Genomic DNA, 16,969 nt, shown 5'->3' on the forward strand with positions numbered 1-16,969 from the left:
TTATAAGATATACGTAGACAAAAAACTTATTGTGGAGGAGGTTGCCGAGTAAAGGAAATTTACATGATAAGGGGAACGGTTTTTAAAACTTTAGGGGGATATTATTTTGTTTGGACTGAACAAGGTGAGTACCGGTGTTACCTGCGGGGCCGTTTTCGCCGCCATAAAAAACAGGTGCTGGTAGGAGACCGGGTAAGCATTATTCCCCAGGATGAAAATACCGGGGTAATTGAGGTACTGGAGCCCCGCCGCACGCGGCTTTTTAGGCCGCCCGTGGCCAATGTTGATCTTGCAGTTATAGTTTTCAGTCTGGCGCAGCCGGATCCTAATTTTTTATTGCTTGACCGGTTTCTGCTTCAAGCAGAGGTGGCCAGGGTAAAGCCGGTTATATGTTTTAATAAAATTGACCTGATTCAAGCCAGTGAGGAACCAGAGATCTATAAAAAGGTCGGTTATACTGTTATTGTTACAAGCGCCAAAACAGGAAAAGGCATTAACAAATTAAGTAACATTTTAAAAGATAAGGTATCGGTTTTTGCCGGGCCCTCGGGGGTAGGTAAATCAAGTCTTTTAAATGCAGTTCAGCCAGGTTTTTCCTTGAAAACAGGGGAGATAAGTGCCAAACTGAAAAGGGGAAAGCATACCACTCGACATGTGGAACTTCTTAGATTGGATAATGGCGGGCTGGTAGTGGATACGCCCGGCTTTTCAAGTCTTTACCTTCCCCCCGAATTAAGCAGTAATAACCTGGTAAGCTATTTTCCTGATTTTCAAAAGCATGCTGTTTACTGTCGTTTTTCAGGCTGCTTACATAACAAGGAGCCCGATTGCGCTGTCAAGAAAGCTGTTCAAGAGGGAAAGATAGTTCCAAAACGCTACGAGCATTACATCGTATTGTTAAATGAAGTTATCCAGCAGGAGAGGAGATATTAAATTGGTTAAAATTGCGCCTTCCATTCTTTCTGCAAACTTTGCCAACCTGGCTGCCGATATTCAACGGGTGGAAAAGGCCGGAGCGGACTACCTGCATATTGATGTGATGGACGGGCATTTTGTTCCCAATATAACCATAGGGCCCATGATCGTACAGGCCCTCAGAAAAAATTGTAAATTGGTTTTTGATGTTCATTTAATGATTGAGCATCCTGATTTATATATTGACCAATTTGCCAGGGCCGGTGCCGACATCATAACGGTTCATGCGGAAACATGCCCGCACCTGCACCGGACCTTAAACCTGATCAAGGACAGGGGAGTAAAAGCCGGCGTGGCCATCAACCCGTCTTCTCCGCCACAAATGATTGAATATGTTCTCTCCCTGGCTGACTTGGTATTGGTAATGACGGTTAATCCTGGATTCGGGGGTCAATCCTTTATAAAAGAAATGGTGCCCAAAATTACTGCGGTAAGGAATATGCTCGATGCTGCCGGGTCCAGGGCAGAAATAGAGGTGGACGGGGGTATAAATGGGGAAACGGCTTCTCTTGTTGCCGGGGCAGGGGCCAATGTCCTTGTGGCCGGGACCGCGGTTTTTGGTGTCGAGGACCCGGCGGCTGCCGTTAAATTAATTCGTGAAAAAGCGGAATCAGCGCGGAGGAGGTGATGGGGTGGCGGTTTATAAGTGCCAGGAGTGCGGGCATGTGATGGAAAACCGGTGTAAGCCCGGTAAGTGTAAATCCTGTGGAGCTGTCAGGGAGAAGCTCGAAAGGATAGATAAAAAGAAGTAAGTTCTGGTTTTGGAACCGGGAAATTAAATTCCTCCGGTTCCAACTCTTTTTTGTCCATTGGGACAGGAAAATATCTACTGAATCGCAGAGACAACTTTATAATAAAGTAATGATTGTGGGTTTAAAGGAAAAGAATAGCAATAAAAAACTGGGAAATATTTTTTACTAATAATTATTACAATTTTCGTACAGGGGGGGTACCTTTTGAAAGGACACGCCGAGCTCAGGGAAAAACTTCTTAGCATTGACGGGAAGGGTTATGGTGCTTATAAGTCAATACAAGGTTCTTATAACTTTGGTAATTACACTTTACATATTGATCATGCGCAAAGCGACCCTTTTGCTCCCCCTAGCCGCATGCGCGTTACAGTTGAACAAAAGGTGGCCGGCATACCCAGAGAATTTTTTAAAAATAAATCCAGGAAGGTTGCCCTGGAAGATTTTTTAACCCGCCAGTTTGCCCGGGCAGCCAGGGAAATGGCAGGTAAACAAAGAGGCACCGGAAAAAGCGGCATGGTTGACATAGACAGGTGTGGGCAGGAAATTCTTGAACGAACATCCATGGTTGTTAACGAAAATCACGTGGAAGCAAGGTTTGTTGTAGGACTGCCTGCCCGGGGGAGAACGGTCATGGCCCGGGAGGCCCTGGCTATTTTCTTTGACGAGCTTCCCAAGGTTGTGGAAAATTCTTTAATATATAAAAGGCTTGACCAGAAGCGCTTGAAGGAACATGTGGAAATTGCCGAGGACCAGGACTTCCTGCGACAGGAATTGCCGAAAAAAGGACTGGTGGCCTTTATTGGAAACGGGGCTATTCTGCCGAGGGAGAGCGGTGTCAGTGATAAGCCTTTAAAGGACGAAAGGGTTATTCCCTTTCAGTCTCCAAAGGAACTGGAAGTATCCTTCAACTTGCCTAATAGGGGAGAGGTTTACGGCATGGGAGTGCCGGCCGGCGTCACATTAATAGTTGGCGGTGGCTACCACGGAAAATCAACTATGTTGAGGGCCATTGAGCGGGGAATATATAATCATATTCCGGGTGATGGCAGGGAAATGGTGGTTACTGTTGGAGATGCTGTCAAGATCAGGGCCGAAGATGGCCGCAGTGTTGTAGAGGTGGATATAAGTGCCTTTATAAGCGATCTGCCTCACGGACAAGATACCTCCGCTTTCTCCACCGAAAACGCCAGCGGCAGTACTTCCCAGGCCGCTAATATTGTAGAGGCCCTGGAGGCGGGTACTCACTTGTTACTGCTTGATGAGGATACAAGTGCCACCAATTTCATGATTCGGGACGGCCGTATGCAGCTTTTAGTGGCCAAGGAAAACGAGCCTATTACTCCTTTCATTGACCGTGTTCGCGAGCTTTTTGATAATTTTAATGTATCAACAATTCTTGTTGTCGGGGGTTCAGGTGACTACTTCGACGTGGCAGACCGTGTTATTATGATGCAAAACTATGTGCCCCGGGACGTTACTGTGGAGGCGAAAAAGATCGCCGAGGTACATAAAAATGACCGCAAGCCTGAAAGGAAAAGTGCTTTTACGGGTGTAAAGGAACGGGCACCCCAGCCGCAAAGTTTTCAGCTGGGGCCGAAGGCTAAGGTTAAAGCAAAAGGCCTTAGCAATATACAGTTTGGTAAAAATAATATTGACCTGGCCTGCGTAGAGCAGTTAGTAGATAGCAGCCAGACCGCTGCCATTGCTGAAATTATAAGATATGCGGCCAGGCATTATGTGGACGGCAAATTGTCACTGTCTCGGGTAATTGATAGAGTATTGCAAGATATTGACAGGTACGGGCTGGATGTGATTTCACCATTTCGCGGGCAGCACCCGGGTAATTATGCCCTGCCCAGAAAGCAAGAAGTTGCTGCTGCCATAAATAGACTGCGTACCTTGAAAATAAAACAACTTACGTAATTTAGAGATAAGAATTAACTGTTAAAATAGACAGTAAAAGGAGACGAATAAAATGTTTGAATCTAAGAGCCCCAATCTGGCGAAATACGTTACTATTGCTGTGGACATAGCTACACGCATTGTTAGAGGAGAGTATAAAGTAGGACAAAAAATTTTGGGCCGGTCTACCCTGGCAGGCAGGTATAATGTTTCACCGGAAACAGTTCGCCGGGCCCTGACTTTACTCCAGGAGACGGGTATAGTGGATGTATTGCCGGGGGTTGGTGTTATCGTAAAATCCCCTAAAGCAGCTCAAGAATATCTGGCCCAGTACAATCAACGGCAGGTGCTGGTGGACATTCAGGACCGCCTTTCTCAATTATTGAAGGAAAGGGAGCGTTTGAATGCGGAAATCGATAAACTTACCAACCAGTTGCTGGATTATACTTTTAAGATGGCAGGTAGACTACAAAAATTAGAAGAAATAACGGTAGAACCCAATTCTCTTGTTGTTGGTAAATCCCTGGCTGAAATTGACTTTCGCGCCCGCACAGGGGCTACAGTACTGGCCGTATATCGAAATGGTGAAGAAATGGTTTCTCCCCATGCCCGCACCATTATCCAGGAGGGTGATGTGCTGCTTGTAGTGGGCCCGCCGGAGGTTAAAGATGCGGTACATAAATTATTAAAAGAACCGGAGGATAAGGATGATAACATCAATTCCACAGGAGTCAGTAACGGTGATAATGATGCCCGTAAGTGTGAAGTTAGCGGCAAATAGGGGATTTTAAGATAATATGTATATTTATGAAGGTTGCTGTCAATAATATTCAACAAAATTCAGGTATTCCACCTGTTACATTACCCGGTAAAAAGGAGGAATGATTATGGGCTTTAAGGAACTTGAAAGCCGCGCCAAAGCCCTAAATAGCAAGAAGAACCGGGAAGAGCAGGAAGCAAGGGAGCAGGAGACTCTTAGCGAAGATGTTGACAGCAATGAAAACTAAACCACGGGAGGGTATAAAAATAAAGTTACCCCTTCGATTATGTCGAAGGGGTAACTTTATTTTAACTTTTCATTTTCTTAATTGCTTCTCTAATTTCATCAACAGAAGCCTCTTCTTCGATGGTTGACAGGTCACCCAACTCCTTATTCAACCATAATGTCTTCATTACCCGGCGCATAATTTTACCGCTACGGGTCTTCGGCAGTGATTTAACAAATTGAATATCTTTCATGACAACGATTGCCCCCATTTTATTTCTGATGTGTTGAATCAATTCTTTTTTCAATTCATCAGAGGGCTCATAACCTTCTTTAAGAACGACAAATGCACTGGCCACTTCACCCTTTAATTCATCGGGAACACCTGATACACCTGCCTCAACCACGGCAGGATGGGTAATTAAGGCGCTCTCGACCTCCACGGTTCCAATTCTGTGGGCCGCAATTTTTATAACCTCATCGGATCTTCCGGCAAAGAATATATAGCCGTCTTCGTCTATGGAGGCGGCATCGCCCAAATAATATGCGCCTTTAGTTGCCGGCATACGCTCCCAGTATTCCTTGAGGTAGGTTTCAGGAGCATTCCATAGAGTTGATACCAGGCCCGGGAAGGGTCTTCTAATTACCACAATTCCTTTTTCCCCGGGGGGTACCGGTTTCCCTTCCTTATCATCAATTACCTCGGCAATTACCCCGGGTACTGGAATATGGGCCGAACCCGGTTTGATGGGAATCATACCCAGGCCATAGGGATTTGCAAATATGGGCCCTGAAGTTTCAGTTTGCCACATGTGGTCCATAACAGGTATTCTGTTTTGAAATACCTGTTCTTGTAACCAGCTCCAGGCTGCCGGGTTTAGAACTTCACCGGCACAGAAAATACGCTCTATGGAGCTAAGATCGTGCTTTTGGGCCTGTTCAATTCCAAATTTCATCATTGCCCTTACGCCCGTCGGGGAGAGCCAAAGGGCTGTAGCCTTGTTCTTGGAGGCAACCGACCACCACATATCTTTCCGGGGGTAATCAGGTGTACCTTCGTATAATATGGTGGTGCAGCCCGTTAACAGGGGGCCGTAAACGTTGTAACTGTGTCCTACAATCCAGCCGATGTCAGAAGTACAGAACCAAACATCGGTTTCTTTTAACCCGTAAATCCATTTCCCCATGGAATAAACGTAAATCTGATAGCCACCGTGTTTTTGCACGGTAACCTTTGGTTTTGCTGTCGTCCCTGAAGTAGGTAAGAGGAAAAGGGGGTCATTGGAATCCATTATTTCGTAGTCGTCACTTTGCCCTCCCCCTAATGTCAGGAATTCATCCCAGAAAATGTCACGGCCTTCCTTCATGGGGGGTGTGTTGTTTTCATTTTTCCTTAAAACGACAACCTTTTTAATTTGCTCCGGGGGACAGTTGGAAAGTGCTTCGTCTACAATAGGCTTTAAGGGTACCGGCTTGCCTCTTCGGGAACCTTCATCTTGGCAAAGGACATACTGGGCGCCAGAAATACTTATCCTATCGGCCACCGCATTAGCTGAAAAGCCTGCAAAAATTACCACGTGAATGGCTCCTATTCTGGCACAGGCGAGCATGGCGGCAACCGAATCAATGCTGGTGGGCATATAGATTGCCACCCGGTCACCTTTTTGTACACCTAAGCCACGGAGGGCAGCGGCATATTGTTTAACTAAATAAAGTAACTGGGCATAAGTGACCACCCGCGTTTCGCCGGATTCACCGGACTCTTCTACAATGGCAGCCCGGTTTGCCCTGCCGCGTACTATGTTGTAGTCGAGGCAGTTGTAACAAATGTTTGTTTTTCCGCCGACGAACCACTCAAAGTGTGGATAATCCCATTTAAATACCTTATCCCACTTTTTAAACCAGTAAATATCGTGGGCCGCTTTATTGGCAGCATCTCCCCAAAAACCTTCAGGATCTTCTTCTGCCCATTTCATAAAACTTTTTACATGGGGCGGGATTAACCCTGTGCCAGCCATTTCCTTGGCCATTCTTAAAAATCACCTCTTTTTTGAATTTTCTAAATATACAATACATTAAACCTGTACTTTTAGAAAGTTTTATCAGGTGAAGGGTAAAAATTAGGGTGTAAAAAGTTATTATTGGTTTGAGACTTATAGGCTTGTATACCGCAGTTAACTGCCTTTAATATCTTTTGGCTGCCAATTGCCATTAACGATTGTATTTTTGCATTTCACCGCGGCTAAATGTCCATTTAGGGATAAAAGCAGTTATTTGCTTCTTTGTTTTCTTTGAAAAGGGAGAGGTATAAATTACTGTTTGTATTTAAATATTATTCATATTAGGAACGATTTTTGGCATAAGTGACTTGGCGGTGAGGTATTTGTTTCAAAAGGAAAAGTTTGCCTGCTATTACTCAAAGGGAATAGAGTGGCTCTGTACTGCCCTGGATCGTCCGGTTTGTTACAAATCGCTTAAAATTTTTAAAAAGTGCCTTTTAATTCTGGTGGTGATTTTCAGTCCCTTTATTATTTGGCTTATACTATCAGTAAATCGTGAACTTATTGTAATCATGGCCAATTCCCGGTGGTTTTCCGCCAGGTTTCCTGCCCTTTTTGATGCCCTGGGCGAACATGTTAATACTTATGAATTTGCCACTGGCTTTAATGAGGCTGCCCTGGGGGGGCTGTTAACACTTTTCGGAGTAATTGTTACGGTGTGGTATTACCATATAACCCGCCTGCAGGAAGTCACCGAAAAACGTCTTTTTGTTATTGATGAACTCCTGCAAGAACTTAAGAAAAATCGCCGGGTGGTTAATGAATTGGAAAATGGTACTTATCAGAAGCGAGGGAGGGAAGAATGGCCTTTATTTTATACAGAAGCATGGCATAAACTGGGTGCGGATGTTGCACTCTTACCCCGCCCTATACATATGCGTTTAAGTGTCCTGTACGGGTGTCTGGGACGATGTCTCAACAAGAAGGATTATTACCGGCATAAGGCAACCATTGAGCGTTTACCGGGAATAATCAGTGATTTGCATAAATACCGGAGCAGCCTGAGCAAACGGGATATGATGTAAAGGCTTAGCAGAATTTTATACCTGCCGGTGACTTAATTCTCCTATTTATGTTTTCCATGTTTAATTCCTCCTTTTTTCCCGCCCCTTTCTATTTTTCAACATATATCAATAAAAAAACTAACAAATTATAAAAATCTCACGGTGAAAAAGGTTAATCCATATTTTTCTTGTTTCTTCTTGATTTTCTTTCTTTTTCATTAGGTTGCCAGATGAAAATTTTGTGATAACATAGAGACAACTGGCGATAAAATGGAAAGTTGGGAGTAAGTTTGCATAAAAAAGCTTACAGGTGGGGGGAGAAGAGAAAAAGTGACGGGGGTGAGGAAAAATGGATAGTTTAAGCAGTCTTTGGAATTTCTTTATCAGCAGGTCTGATATTATTGTTGAATTAGGAATAGAACACGGGATGCTAATCCTCGTCTCCGTAATTATTGCCATAATAGTGGGTGTTGCTGTGGGTGTTGCCATTACGTACTATGAGCCTGCTGCATACATTGTCCTTTATGTTTGCCAGGTTATGATGACAATTCCCAGCCTGGCTATTTTGGGGTTATTACTCCCTGTTTTCGGAATAGGGTTTAAAACCGGTGTGGTAGCGCTGATTCTGTATTCTCTGCTTCCCATTGTTCGAAATACCTATACAGGCATTAAGGAGATTGATCCGGCTATACTTCAGGCTGCAAGCGGAATGGGAATGGGAGAGTGGGCCATTTTAAGGAAGATTAAATTGCCCCTGGCGCTGCCGGTTATTATGGCCGGTATAAGAACGGCTACTGTTATGGTGGTGGGTATTGGTGCTATTGCTTCTTACATAGGAGCCGGTGGCTTGGGGGAATTAATCTTTCGTGGCATATCCCGCTATAACAGGGATATGATTCTGGCCGGTGCCATAATTATTTCTTTTTTGGCGATACTTGCCGACTACTTACTGCGCATAGCTGAAAATCATTACAGTACCAAGTAAGGAGTGGACGTTTGTGATAAAACTTGAAAATGTAACCAAAATATATGCCGGTCAGGATGAACCGGCTGTGGATAATCTTAGCATGGAAATTAAAAAGGGTGAAGTTTGTGTTCTTGTAGGACCTTCTGGTTGTGGCAAAACCACCACCATGAAAATGATAAACAGGCTGGAACAGCCAACTTCCGGCAGGATTTATGTTAACGGAAAGGATATTTCTGAAGTAAACCCCATTAAGCTGCGACTGGACATTGGTTATGTAATTCAGGAAATTGGTTTGTTTCCTCATATGACCATCGCCAATAATGTGGCTACGGTGCCCAGGGAGAAGAAATGGCCTGCCGATAAAATCTGCCGGCGTGTGGATGAATTGCTTGAGCTGGTGGGTTTAGACCCGGATATCTACCGTGAAAGGAAGCCCGCCGACCTCAGTGGAGGACAGCGCCAGCGTGTTGGCGTGGCCAGAGCCATGGCAGCGGATCCTCCCATTTTGCTCATGGACGAGCCTTTCGGGGCGGTTGATCCCATTACCCGGGCAAAGCTTCAAAACGAATTTCTCCGCATCCAGGAACAGATGAAAAAAACCATTGTATTTGTTACCCATGACATTGATGAAGCAATTAAAATGGGTGATAAAATTGCCGTTATGCGTAAGGGTAGATTAATTCAATATGCCAGTCCCGGTGAAATCTTAAGTTCTCCTGCAGATGAATTTGTATCCAAGTTGGTTGGAAAAAACCGTTCCATAAAACGGTTACATCTCATAAAGGTAGAAGCTGTCATAAATAACGACAATAATATAACGGTATATACAGATACACCCCTTGACCAGGTGGAAAAAGTTATTGAAGCCAGTGAAATAGGTATTTGCATAGTGTTAAATGAGAGGAACAAAATGCAAGGGGTAATTTCCCTGGCCGATATTAAGGAGACAGCAGGGGCCCAATTTGCTGCAGACGTTTACCAGCCCATTCAAAACGTAGTAGACGAGGGGGCTACTTTGAATGATGCTTTGTCGGTAATGCTTAATTACGGAGAGAGTTATGTGGTGGTCTTGAAAAAAGGTAATATCTTTTTCGGCATAGTTACTCTAGGGAGCCTGTTGGAGCTGGTGAAAAACGATGCAGCATAAAAAGCTGGTGGCCTGGTTTTTATTCCCGCTATTCTTAATAGGCTGCGGGGCCGCTGTAACTGTTTATTTCGTACAAAATCCCGGCAGTGCAATGGCAGCACGCCTGCTTACTTATCCCCAGGTTTTAACAGCTATTAAACAGCATATAATAATGGTTCTGGTATCCTCCCTTTTGGCTGCCCTTGCGGCTATACCCATAGGCATCCTTATTAGCCGGCCAAAGTTTCGCATGGTGGGAGTGATGATTGAAAATCTGGTTAATATAGCCCAGACCATTCCCAGTCTTGCTATTTTAGCTCTTTTCATGACCATTCTCGGCCTGGGGTTTAATACAGCCGTCTTTGCCTTATGGTGTTATTCCCTTTTGCCTATACTACGCAATACTTATGCGGGGATAAAAAGTGTACCTTCCGATATTATAGAAGCAGCCCGGGGTATGGGTATGACTCCCTGGCGAATTTTAACCCGCATAGAGTTGCCCTTGGCTTACCCCGTAGTTATGGCCGGCATACGTACGGCAGTGGTAATCAATGTAGGAACGGCCACTCTGGCTACCTTTATCAGTGCCGGCGGGCTGGGGGAATTAATTGTTAGCGGTATCTCGGTAAGGCGTGATACTTTGGTATTGTGTGGAGCTTTTTTAAGTGCCATTATGGCTATACTTTTTGACCACATCCTGGGCCAATTGGAGGTTATACTTACTGGAAATGATTAAATAATTGGTTGTTTTCTGGCAGCAAATAACCCTCCCGGTTGTTTAACAATTAATAACGTGTAAGGGGTGAGAGAATTTTGCTCAAGTTTCGCTGGCTGGCGATTACCATTTGTTTAAGCTTGATAACCTTCGTAGTGGCCGGCTGCGGTGGAGGAGGTTCTCCGGACGAGAATACTGCTAAAGAAGTTGTGGTAGGTTCCAAGGAATTTACCGAGCAGCTAATTCTAGGGCAAATTATCATTAAGGCATTGGAAAATGCTGGATTTGAGGTGAAGGACAGCACCGGTCTAGGCGGGACCGAGGTGGCCCGTAAGGCCCTGGAGTCCGGTGAAATTGACATGTACTGGGAATACACCGGAACAGCCTGGCTGGTGGCCCTGGGACACGAAAATGCCATAACTGATTCCGAAGAGGCGTATCAAAAGGTAAAGGAAGAAGATTTGCAAAGAAACAACCTGGTATGGTTGCCGTATGCCCTGTTTAACAATACGTATACAATTATGATGAGGAAGGCAGACGCCGAGGCCCTGGGTATCAAAACCATTAGCGATCTGGGTAAGGTTATAAATGAAAACGGTGGTGCGAAGGCCAATATCGATAAGTGGGTATTTGCAGCTGATCACGAATTTTCGGTACGTCCGGACGGGTTGCCCGAGTTGGAGGAAACTTACGGCTTTAAGTTTGACGATGTTAAGATCATGGATCTGGGAGTAACCTATGGCGCCTTAAAAGAAGGGCAGGTTGCCGCTGCCATGGGATTTGCTACCGATGGCCGAATCGGTGCCTTCAACCTGGTTAATTTAGAAGATGATAAGAAATTCTTTCCGGTGTACAATCCGGCGCCGGTTGTGCGCAAGGAAGTATTGGATAAATATCCAGAAATTGAGGAAATCCTTGCTCCCATCGCCAGGAAGCTGGATACCGAGACCATGATAGAGCTGAACGGAAAAGTTGACGTTGAGGGTATGGAGCCCGCTGAAGTGGCGGAACAATTCCTGAAGAAAAATAACTTAATTTAGTGAGACTGGCTTTTACCGGGAGAGAAGTTGGCTGCCAGTTAAGACATGGCAAATGGTGGGAACCTGAAGCGGGTTCCCACTTTTTTGAGCTCAATAACAATAAAAAAGGAGAAGGTTTGTATCCTGCTCCGGTCTCAGGAGTCCAGTAGAAGTTGTCCAGGATTTTATAAACTTCAGGCATGTCTTCCTTCAAGCCTTTTCGTGGATAGTAGCCCGGATGAATTAGGTTAATGGTATTTCAAGCAGGGAAGGTTTGAAAACCTGGAACGGGTTTCGCTATTGGCCTGTATTGACACTTTTTTTGTAAGGACCTATAATAAAAGCTAAGTAAAGCGAAATATTTGAAAACCTTCGGGGATAGGTGAAAGTCCTGACCGGCGGTAAGGATAAATGCCAAGCCCGCGAGCCCTTTAGGGGTTGATCCGGTGAAAGTCCGGAGCCGACAGTGAAAGTCTGGATGGGAGAAGGTTATCCGGGGGCATATTGTGCAACAGCAATATGCCGGATAGTTATTTATGCCCTGAAGGGAACTTCAGGGCTTTAAATATTGTAGGCGGGTTTTTTATGGACAAGCATTACATGAAAATAGCACTGGAACTGGCTACCAAGGCCCTGGGACGTACCAGTCCCAATCCAATGGTAGGTGCGGTTTTAGTAAAAGACGGTAAAATAATAGGGCGAGGCTATCATGCCCGTGCCGGGGCTCCCCATGCAGAAATTATGGCCATAAGGGATGCGGGAGATAAAGCTGAGGGTGCAACCCTTTATGTTACCTTAGAGCCCTGTTGTCATTTTGGGAGAACCGGCCCGTGTACAGAGGCAATTATCGAAGCTGGAATAAAGCGGGTTGTGGTAGCTATAACCGACCCCAATCCCCTTGTGGCAGGCAAGGGGATAAAGCGTTTAAAGGAAGCGGGGCTGGAGGTCGTTACCGGGGTAATGGAAGAAGATTCCCGGAAATTAAATGAGGTTTTTAATAAATATATTACCACAAAGCTGCCGTTTGTTGTTGCCAAGGTTGCCATGAGCCTGGACGGCAAAATAGCCACCCGAACGGGGGAGTCCCAGTGGATTACCGGCCCGGCGGCCAGGGAATTAACTCACCGGCTTCGAAACCGCTATGATGCCATTCTGGTTGGCATTGGTACGGTTTTAGCCGATAACCCGTCTTTGACCGTCAGATTGCCAGGTGAAAAAGGGCGTGACCCTGCCCGGATTGTTCTCGACAGTTATGCCCGCACTCCTCCTAAATGCAAAATGCTAACTCAGAAATCTCCTGCCCCTACTTATATAATTGTAAGTGAGGCCGCCAGTCCCGGCAGGATTAGGGAATTGGAAGAGGCCGGTGCCAATGTGGTCAGGCTTGAAAGTAGCCGGCAGGGGATTAACTTGCATGGCTTACTTAGGTGGCTTGGAGAGAATGAAATTACCAGTCTACTGGTTGAGGGCGGTGCCGGCATTCACGGGTCGTTCTTCTCGGAAGGACTTGTAGACAAGGTGGTATGGTTTATAGCACCAAAAATAATAGGCGGCGGGGAGGCCCCCGGTCCGGTGGGGGGCAGGGGTATTGAAAACCTGCAGGACGCCCTGCAGCTCCGCGGCATGGAAGTTTCCCGTTGCGGTGAAGATATATTAATAGAAGGTTACGTTATGAAGTAAGTATTCATGTTGCACGCGATAGCAAAAAAGTTATTTTACGGTAAAAACCCAATGCAGCTAGCGAGTTGGGGCCGGTAGTACTTCCTGACAAGTGAATTGCGTAGCCCCGTCGGCGCGAGGCACTTAAGCGCAAAGGGAGCACCGGCCCCCAAGGAGTGAAAAAATGTTTACGGGACTTGTTGAAGAATTGGGTACCATTCGCTCTATCCGCAAAGGTGCCAATTCCGCCCTCCTTACCATAGAGGCGGAAAAAATTCTCGACGACCTTAAAATTGGAGATAGCGTGGCGGTAAACGGTGTGTGTCTTACCGTTACCGCTTTTGAGGGAAAAGCATTTACAGCGGATGTTATGGCTGAAACCTTGGCTAAAACTAATTTAGGTGCATTAAATCCCGGAGACCGGGTAAATCTTGAAAGAGCCCTTCGCCTGGGTGACAGGCTTGGTGGCCACCTCGTCAGTGGACATATTGACGGGATAGGTATCATTATCAACAAAGAAAGGTTTGATATTGCAACTCTGGTAACCATAAAGGCTCCGGAAGGAGTAATGCGATATATCATTAAGAAGGGTTCGGTGGCCATAGATGGAACAAGTCTCACGGTAGTAAATTTTTCCAAAGATAATTTTACGGTCTCCCTGATTCCCCATACGGCACGTGCTACCACGTTAGGGTATAAAAAAGTAGGTCAAACAGTTAACCTGGAGGCCGATATAATAGGTAAATATATTGAACGTTTGATGACCACCGGGGACAAAATGATAAATAAGAACAGTCGAGGCGTGTCCATGGAACTTTTAATCGAAAACGGTTTTGTTTAAAAATATACCGCCCAAGCGGTATATTTTATCGAGCATAAAGGGGATGAGCACAAGTGAGTAAAGTAAAGTTCAACACCATTGATGAAGCAATTGAGGATATTAAAGCAGGGAAAATGGTAGTGGTGGTAGATGACGAAGACAGGGAAAATGAAGGCGACCTTGTTATGGCTGCTGAAAAAGTAACCCCGGAAGCCATTAATTTTATGGCTACTTATGGGCGGGGGCTTATATGTGTGCCTATTATAGGTGAAAGGTTAGATGAGCTGGATCTGCCGGCCATGGTTTCTCATAACACCGATCCACATGCTACTGCCTTTACGGTTTCTGTGGATCATAAGGATACAAAAACCGGAATTTCCGCCCATGAAAGGGCTGCCACTGTCAAGGCCATACTTGACCCGGCCACTGCTCCGGAAGATTTGAGGCGTCCGGGGCATATTTTCCCTTTACGTGCCAAGGAAGGCGGGGTATTGCGCCGGGCAGGGCATACGGAGGCAGCAGTGGACCTGGCCAAGCTGGCCGGAATGTATCCGGCGGGTGTTATTTGTGAAATTATGAAAGAAGACGGTACAATGGCCCGTGTTCCTGAGCTTATTAAATTTTGTGCCAGGCATAATTTGAAGATTATTACTATTGCGGATCTCATTGAATACAGACGCCGAACTGAAAAGTTAATTAGAAAGATAGATTCTGCCCAGCTTCCCACAAAGTATGGTGAGTTTGTTGCGATTGCCTACGAAAGCATTCTTGATCGTAAGGGCCATTTAGCACTGGTAAAGGGCGATTTGCAGTCCAAGGAAGCGCCCCTGGTAAGGGTGCACTCTGAATGCCTTACAGGTGATGTTTTCGGCTCTTTGCGCTGCGATTGTGGAGATCAGCTGGCCACCGCCCTTAAAATGATTGATGAAGAAGGGGTGGGGGTACTCCTTTACATGCGGCAGGAAGGCAGGGGAATTGGCCTTTTAAATAAAATCAGAGCTTATAAATTGCAAGATGAGGGCAAGGATACCGTTGAAGCCAATGAGTTACTGGGATTTCCGGCTGACCTGCGGGATTACGGCATTGGGGCACAGATTCTGGTGGACCTGGGGCTGACCAAAATACGTTTAATGACCAATAACCCGCGAAAAATAGCCGGGCTTGAGGGTCACGGGCTGAAGGTAGTAGATAGGGTACCTATTGAAGTTTCCCCAGGGGAGAAAAACCGTTTTTACTTAAGTACAAAGAAGAAAAAGTTAGGACATTTGTTAACTATCGTGGAAAAGTAATGTAAGGCCGGTATCCATGAACTATAAAATAGAGATAATAGATGTAAAAAAGTATTAAGGGAGAGATTGATTTGCCTAAAGTTTTTGAAGGTCACCTTATAGGACAGGGATTAAAATTGGCCCTGGTTGTAAGTCGTTTTAATGAGTTTATTACCAGTAAATTATTAAGCGGGGCCCTTGATTCTCTCAATCGCCACGGGGTTGCCGACGAAAATATAGAAATTGTTTGGGTTCCCGGAGCCTTTGAAATTCCTGTAATAGCAAAAAAGCTTGCCCAGTCAAATAAGTATGATGCTGTAATCTGCCTCGGTTCAGTTATCAGAGGGGCTACCCCCCATTTTGATTATGTAGCGGCTGAAGTTTCTAAGGGCATTGCTAAAGCAGGAATGGATACGGGCGTTCCGGTAATTTTTGGTATTATTACAGCCGACACCCTTGAGCAAGCCATTGAGAGGGCTGGAACCAAAGCGGGGAACAAGGGGTGGGATGCTGCAGTCACGGCCATAGAAATGGCCAACTTAATGCGAACGGTGGGATCATAAAACTATTGTCTTGCCAAGGACTGAGTTTTTATGGCAAAATTTTATGGTAATATTATTGCAAACGGCCTGCCGTTCGCGGAAAGGAGATTGCAATGTCCCAACGAAAAACTGTCCAAAATCTTAAAGAAGTTAAGGAATTTAAACCATCGCCCAAAGGAAGGCTTTTCTCTGCAAATCATGAGGAAATTCTCAGCGGGTGGACCACTGATATATATTTTGTAAAAACCCGGGAAATATTAAATAAAATAAACTTGGCTCAAACCCCTGTGGTGGCGGAAATATTTCCGGGGAAACCCGGGCTTATGGCAGGAACGGAAGAAGTGAAAAATTTATTGGCTAATCTCCCTATAGAAGTATATGCCCTTCCAGAGGGCGAGTTTTTCGACGCTAAGGAAGTGGTTATGCAAATTTCCGGCCCTTACGATGTCTTTGGCATTTATGAGACGGCAATTCTGGGGATCCTGGCCAGTTCCAGCGGCTGGGCCACTGCAGCCAGGCAGTGCAAAGACGTGGCCGGGGATAAACCTGTGTTATGTTTTGGGGCCCGTCACGTACACCCTGCCGTGGCCCCGGTAATGGAAAGGGCCGCCATTATTGGTGGGGCAGATGGCGCCAGCTGTATACTCGGGGCTAAGTTGGCAGGTATGGAGCCCCGGGGGACCATTCCTCATGCTGTTATATTAATCGTCGGTGATACTTTAAAAGCAGCGGAAGCCTATGTGGAAATTATGCCGCCGGACTCACCGGTTATCATGCTGGTTGATACCTTTAAGGATGAAGCTGAGGAATCTTTGCGCCTGGGGGAAGCTCTGCGGGAAAAACTTGAGGGAGTGAGATTGGATACCGCCAGCGAGCGCGGCGGAGTCACTCCCGGCCTGGTTAGGGAAATCAGGGCGCGCCTTGACCTGGCTGGATTTAACCACGTTAAGATTTTTGTTTCCGGCGGGGTAACCCCCGCTCGTATACCTGCACTTGTAGATGCCGGGGCCGATTCTTTTGGTGTGGGTAGCTTTATATCCGGCGCTCCTCCCATCGATATGACCATGGATATAAAGGAAGTAAAGGGGAAACCCGTGGCCAAGAGAGGGCGTGTTCCCGGAAGGACTAATGTACCGCGTTTGCAAAAATTGATATAATCAATCACCCATATCGTA

16 protein-coding genes and 1 riboswitch are annotated in these 16,969 nt (G+C 45.7%); of the genes, 15 read left to right on the plus strand and 1 reads right to left on the minus strand.

All coding sequences use genetic code 11. The annotated features are described in order from the left end of the window. The first annotated feature begins 63 nt into the window (after nt 1-63). The 5 genes from rsgA to ACX4JR_RS06980 all read left to right on the plus strand — a co-directional run bounded on the left by rsgA (nt 64) and on the right by ACX4JR_RS06980 (nt 4,410). Nucleotides 64-933, plus strand: a complete 870-nt coding sequence (gene rsgA, locus ACX4JR_RS06960; protein WP_476060290.1) for a ribosome small subunit-dependent GTPase A — start codon at nt 64-66, stop codon at nt 931-933. A gap of 1 nt (nt 934) precedes the next feature. Then, nucleotides 935-1,603 (plus strand): ribulose-phosphate 3-epimerase, encoded by a 669-nt coding sequence (gene rpe / locus ACX4JR_RS06965; protein ID WP_476060291.1) that lies wholly within the window; start codon nt 935-937, stop codon nt 1,601-1,603. A 4-nt stretch (nt 1,604-1,607) separates the two neighbouring features. After that, nucleotides 1,608-1,727, plus strand: a complete 120-nt coding sequence (locus tag ACX4JR_RS06970) for an RCKP-type rubredoxin-like domain-containing protein (protein ID WP_476060292.1) — start codon at nt 1,608-1,610, stop codon at nt 1,725-1,727. A gap of 204 nt (nt 1,728-1,931) precedes the next feature. Beyond that, on the plus strand, nt 1,932-3,650 hold the full coding sequence (locus tag ACX4JR_RS06975) for an ABC-ATPase domain-containing protein (RefSeq protein WP_476060293.1): 1,719 nt from the start codon (nt 1,932-1,934) through the stop codon (nt 3,648-3,650). 52 nt (nt 3,651-3,702) lie between these two features. After that, a complete protein-coding gene (locus tag ACX4JR_RS06980) occupies nt 3,703-4,410 on the plus strand; it encodes a TrkA C-terminal domain-containing protein (protein WP_476060294.1) in 708 nt (235 codons plus the stop codon). A gap of 287 nt (nt 4,411-4,697) precedes the next feature. Here ACX4JR_RS06980 and ACX4JR_RS06985 read toward each other — a convergent pair whose 3' ends face one another. Beyond that, entirely contained in the window at nt 4,698-6,644 is a 1,947-nt protein-coding gene (locus ACX4JR_RS06985) for an acetate--CoA ligase (RefSeq protein WP_476060295.1), read from the minus strand. 353 nt (nt 6,645-6,997) lie between these two features. On the opposite strand from ACX4JR_RS06985, the gene ACX4JR_RS06990 reads away from it, so the two are divergent. The 10 genes from ACX4JR_RS06990 (at nt 6,998) to ACX4JR_RS07035 (ending at nt 16,951) form a co-directional block, all read left to right on the plus strand. Continuing rightward, the gene (locus tag ACX4JR_RS06990) at nt 6,998-7,699 is read left to right on the plus strand and encodes a hypothetical protein (RefSeq protein ID WP_476060296.1); all 702 of its coding nucleotides are present in this window, start codon (nt 6,998-7,000) and stop codon (nt 7,697-7,699) included. Nucleotides 7,700-8,027: 328 nt separating this feature from the next. Then, entirely contained in the window at nt 8,028-8,663 is a 636-nt protein-coding gene (locus ACX4JR_RS06995) for an ABC transporter permease (protein ID WP_476060297.1), read from the plus strand. A gap of 13 nt (nt 8,664-8,676) precedes the next feature. Further along, nucleotides 8,677-9,792: a betaine/proline/choline family ABC transporter ATP-binding protein gene (locus ACX4JR_RS07000; protein ID WP_476060298.1), complete on the plus strand. Its 1,116-nt coding sequence runs from the start codon at nt 8,677-8,679 to the stop codon at nt 9,790-9,792. Next, entirely contained in the window at nt 9,782-10,507 is a 726-nt protein-coding gene (locus ACX4JR_RS07005; RefSeq protein ID WP_476060299.1) for an ABC transporter permease, read from the plus strand. Before ACX4JR_RS07000 ends, ACX4JR_RS07005 begins: the two co-directional genes overlap by 11 nt. Before the next feature lie 77 nt (nt 10,508-10,584). After that, nucleotides 10,585-11,526, plus strand: coding sequence for an ABC transporter substrate-binding protein (locus ACX4JR_RS07010; RefSeq protein WP_476060300.1), 942 nt, complete (start codon nt 10,585-10,587; stop codon nt 11,524-11,526). 343 nt (nt 11,527-11,869) lie between these two features. Next, nucleotides 11,870-11,999, plus strand: a riboswitch (FMN riboswitch). A 91-nt stretch (nt 12,000-12,090) separates the two neighbouring features. Beyond that, nucleotides 12,091-13,185, plus strand: coding sequence for a bifunctional diaminohydroxyphosphoribosylaminopyrimidine deaminase/5-amino-6-(5-phosphoribosylamino)uracil reductase RibD (gene ribD / locus ACX4JR_RS07015; protein ID WP_476060301.1), 1,095 nt, complete (start codon nt 12,091-12,093; stop codon nt 13,183-13,185). Between the two features lie 163 nt (nt 13,186-13,348). After that, nucleotides 13,349-14,005 (plus strand): riboflavin synthase, encoded by a 657-nt coding sequence (locus ACX4JR_RS07020; protein ID WP_476060302.1) that lies wholly within the window; start codon nt 13,349-13,351, stop codon nt 14,003-14,005. A 53-nt stretch (nt 14,006-14,058) separates the two neighbouring features. Next, nucleotides 14,059-15,273 (plus strand): bifunctional 3,4-dihydroxy-2-butanone-4-phosphate synthase/GTP cyclohydrolase II, encoded by a 1,215-nt coding sequence (locus ACX4JR_RS07025; RefSeq protein WP_476060303.1) that lies wholly within the window; start codon nt 14,059-14,061, stop codon nt 15,271-15,273. Between the two features lie 71 nt (nt 15,274-15,344). Continuing rightward, nucleotides 15,345-15,815 (plus strand): 6,7-dimethyl-8-ribityllumazine synthase, encoded by a 471-nt coding sequence (gene ribH / locus ACX4JR_RS07030; protein WP_476060304.1) that lies wholly within the window; start codon nt 15,345-15,347, stop codon nt 15,813-15,815. Between the two features lie 92 nt (nt 15,816-15,907). Continuing rightward, on the plus strand, nt 15,908-16,951 hold the full coding sequence (locus tag ACX4JR_RS07035; RefSeq protein WP_476060305.1) for a nicotinate phosphoribosyltransferase: 1,044 nt from the start codon (nt 15,908-15,910) through the stop codon (nt 16,949-16,951). Nucleotides 16,952-16,969: the final 18 nt, after the last annotated feature.

Source organism: Desulfofundulus sp. JL263-se (assembly GCF_056316025.1).

What these genes read in the sequence shown, in the direction of transcription:
- rsgA (WP_476060290.1), top strand. Translation starts at nt 64, where the DNA reads ATGATAAGGGGAACGGTTTTTAAAACTTTAGGGGGATATTATTTTGTT.
- ACX4JR_RS06980 (WP_476060294.1), top strand. Translation starts at nt 3,703, where the DNA reads ATGTTTGAATCTAAGAGCCCCAATCTGGCGAAATACGTTACTATTGCT.
- ACX4JR_RS06985 (WP_476060295.1), bottom strand. Translation starts at nt 6,644, where the DNA reads ATGGCCAAGGAAATGGCTGGCACAGGGTTAATCCCGCCCCATGTAAAA.
- ACX4JR_RS06995 (WP_476060297.1), top strand. Translation starts at nt 8,028, where the DNA reads ATGGATAGTTTAAGCAGTCTTTGGAATTTCTTTATCAGCAGGTCTGAT.
- ACX4JR_RS07005 (WP_476060299.1), top strand. Translation starts at nt 9,782, where the DNA reads ATGCAGCATAAAAAGCTGGTGGCCTGGTTTTTATTCCCGCTATTCTTA.
- ribD (WP_476060301.1), top strand. Translation starts at nt 12,091, where the DNA reads ATGGACAAGCATTACATGAAAATAGCACTGGAACTGGCTACCAAGGCC.
- ACX4JR_RS07020 (WP_476060302.1), top strand. Translation starts at nt 13,349, where the DNA reads ATGTTTACGGGACTTGTTGAAGAATTGGGTACCATTCGCTCTATCCGC.
- ACX4JR_RS07035 (WP_476060305.1), top strand. Translation starts at nt 15,908, where the DNA reads ATGTCCCAACGAAAAACTGTCCAAAATCTTAAAGAAGTTAAGGAATTT.